The organism is Streptomyces noursei (assembly GCF_001646665.1).
Lineage (GTDB): Bacteria > Actinomycetota > Actinomycetes > Streptomycetales > Streptomycetaceae > Streptomyces > Streptomyces lavendulocolor.
Map to the genome: position 1 here is coordinate 44,771 of NZ_LWBU01000307.1, position 2,207 is coordinate 46,977.

General features: G+C 75.1%; 3 protein-coding genes. All 3 read right to left on the minus strand.

Annotated elements, in window-relative coordinates; translation table 11 throughout:
- Nucleotides 1-753 (minus strand): AAA family ATPase (locus A4V12_RS39070; protein WP_234372300.1); only part of this gene is annotated, 753 nt, incomplete at its 3' end.
- Nucleotides 750-1,916, minus strand: a complete 1,167-nt coding sequence (locus A4V12_RS22990) for an exonuclease SbcCD subunit D (protein WP_064071316.1) — start codon at nt 1,914-1,916, stop codon at nt 750-752. The genes A4V12_RS22990 and A4V12_RS39070, both read right to left, overlap by 4 nt.
- 163 nt (nt 1,917-2,079) lie before the next feature.
- On the minus strand, nt 2,080-2,207 hold a 128-nt coding region (locus A4V12_RS22995; RefSeq protein WP_159028913.1), incomplete at its 5' end, for a DUF1949 domain-containing protein.

The window sequence follows — 2,207 nt, forward strand, 5'->3', positions numbered from 1 at the left end:
CGCCCAGGCGAGGACGTCTCCGGCGAGCCCCGGGTCGCCGGGCCTGCCGTCCGGGGCGGGCCATCCGGCGGCGGCGTCGCCGGCCGCCTGGGCGGTCCGGTGGGCGAGCGCCAGGAGCCGTTCGTCGCCGTCCTTGACCTGCTGCTCGGCGGCGCGGCGCAGTTCGGCGAGGCGTTCCTCGACGGCGGCGAAGCGGCGGGTGTCGAAGAGCCGCCCGAGGAGCTTTCCGCGGGCCTCCGCGTCGGCGCGCAGGAAGCGGGCGAATTCGCCCTGCGGCAGCAGCACCACCTGGCAGAACTGGTCCCGGCTCATGCCGAGCAGCTGGGTGACCTCCTCACCGATCTCCTGGTGGGAGCGGCTGAGGCCCTTCCAGGAGCCGTTGCTCGGGTCGTACTCCCGCAGCCACGACTGGGCCTTCTCGGTGGTGAAGCCGCCGCCGCGCTTCTTGGGGCGCTGCTGGGCGGGCCGCCGGGTGATCTCCAGCCGCCGGCCGGCGACGGTCAGGTCGAGCACGACCTCGGTGTACGTGCCAACCGGGGCGTGGTCGCTGCGCAGCGAGGTCCCGGGGCTCTGCCGGGCGCCGGGCACCGCCCCGTACAGGGCGTAGCAGACGGCGTCGAGGACGGAGGTCTTGCCCGCGCCGGTCGGGCCGTGGAGGAGGAACAGCCCGGCCCGGGACAGGGTGTCGAAGTCGACGGTCTGGGTGGTGCCGAACGGGCCGAAGGCGGTGATGTCGAGCCGGTGGAGCCTCATCCGGCCACCTCGCGCCGCGCCAGGTCCACGCGTACGTCGTCGAAGGCGCGCAGGAGCGCCGCGCGCTCGTGGTCGTCGGGGCCCGCGCCGCCGCGTACGTGGGTGACGAAGTCCTCGGCGATCTGCTGGTCGTCGCGGTCGCGGAGGCGCCGGCCGTAGGAGGCGAGGGGCTCGTCGTCGGGCCGCTCGGGGGCGAAGAGGAGGCTGAGGGTGTGGGGGAAGCGCTCGGCGAGGCGCGCCATGGGTTCGGCGGGGCGGACCGGGTCGGTGAGCGTCGCCTCGACCCAGGCGTCCTCGTGCCGGTCGAGCGCGGGGTCGGCGAGCAGGTCGTCGAGCCGGCCCCGGAGGCGGGCGAGGGGGCGGGGCACCGGGCAGTCGATCCGTTCGGCGCGGACCGTGCCGTCGCCGTCCAGGTCGACGAGCCACATCGTCTTGCGGTGCCCGGCCTCGGAGAAGGAGTAGGCGAGGGGCGAGCCGGAGTAGCGGATCCGGTCGGTGAGGGCCTGGCTGCCGTGCAGGTGCCCGAGGGCGACGTAGTCCACGCCGTCGAACACACCGGCCGGGACGGCGGCCACACCGCCGACGGTGATGTCGCGTTCGCTGTCGCTCGGCGCGCCGCCCGCGACGAAGGCGTGGGCGAGGACGACGGAGCGGGTGCCGGGGGCGCGGCCGGCGAGGTCGGTGCGCACCCGCTCCATGGCGGCCGTGAGCACGGCCTCGTGGTCGGCCCTGCCGGCCCCGAAGAGGTCGCGGACGAGGGCGGGTTCGAGGTACGGGAGCCCGTAGAACGCCACGTCGCCGTGGGCGTCGGCGAGCAGGACGGGGGTGCCGGCGCCGGCCGGGTCGGTCCGCAGGTGGATCCCGGCGCGTTCGATGAGCCCGGCCCCGACGCCGAGCCGGCGGCCCGAGTCGTGGTTGCCGGAGATCATCACGGTGGGTACGCCGGCCCCGGCGAGCCGGTGCAGCGCGGTGTCGAACAGTTCCACCGCGGTGAGGGGCGGGACGGCGCGGTCGTAGATGTCTCCGGCGACGAGGACGACGTCCACGTCGTGCTCGCGGACCGTCGCCACGAGGTGGTCGAGGAACGCGGACTGCGCGTCGAGCAGGCTCACCCGGTGGAACGACCGCCCCAGGTGCCAGTCCGATGTGTGCAGCATTCTCACGATGCCGCTCCGACCTGCATGTGTACCGCTCCTCCGCCCCCATGACCCGCACGGGCACCGTTGTGAACCCCGTACACGCTAACGGTGTCCGGCCCCGGGTCCGTCACGGACCTCTTCTTTCCCCGGTGCGCGGGCGGGTTTCCCCGGTGTGCGGGCGGGGGCGTCAGGCGGCGCCGTATGCTTCGCCGCCCAGTTCCAGCCGGGCGGTGCCGGCGGTGGCGTCGGCGAGCCAGGCGCGGAAGGCGTCGACGTCGGCGCCGGGCAGGCCGACCTCGATGGTGACCGCCTCGG